The organism is Micrococcoides hystricis, from assembly GCF_042434215.1.
GTDB classification, from domain to species: Bacteria; Actinomycetota; Actinomycetes; order Actinomycetales; family Micrococcaceae; genus Micrococcoides; species Micrococcoides hystricis.
In genome coordinates this window covers 1-568 of record NZ_JBHLUB010000006.1, presented here as the reverse complement: position 1 = coordinate 568, position 568 = coordinate 1, and the positions used below count along the sequence as shown (strand labels likewise).

Genomic DNA, 568 nt, shown 5'->3' with positions numbered 1-568 from the left:
CCTCGACATGGCCCAGCCTACCTTCTCGCGCCCCGATTTTGATGCCTTTTGCATGCTCCGTGATTCCGGAGTGACGATTATCGGCCAACACATCACTGCCGAGCAGGCCGCGTTGGAATGTCGGATGGTAGACCAAGATCAGTTTTGTCGCCGGTGCGGTGCTGAAGCTCGGGCGCGAGACAGCATCGTCCGGCGGGTTACCCATGTGCCGTTGGGTTGGCGGCCCACCCAGCTGCATCTGCGGTTACGCCGCTATCGATGCGATGATTGCGCGCTGGTGTGGCAACAAGACACCACATCCGTGGTGGCTCCAGAAGCCAAATTATCGCATGCGGCCGCGTTGTGGGCGTTGAAATCCGTGGTCATCGACCGGTTATCGATTGCCCGGGTCGCCGCCAATCTGGGCGTGTCCTGGCATACCGCCAACGACGCCGTCTTAGACACGGGTCGGCGGTTGCTCATTGATGAGCCCAACCGCCTCAACGGGGTTCGAGTCTTGGGTGTCGATGAGCATGTGTGGCGCCATACCCGCTGGGGTAACCGGTATGTCACTGTGGTCATTGATCTG

Annotated in this window: 1 protein-coding gene; it reads left to right on the top strand. The window is 60.2% G+C overall.

All coding sequences use genetic code 11. The annotated features are described in order from the left end of the window. Positions 1-7: 7 nt before the first annotated feature. Positions 8-568: transposase (locus tag ACFFFR_RS03850; protein WP_512700194.1), on the top strand; the 561-nt coding region annotated here is incomplete at its 3' end.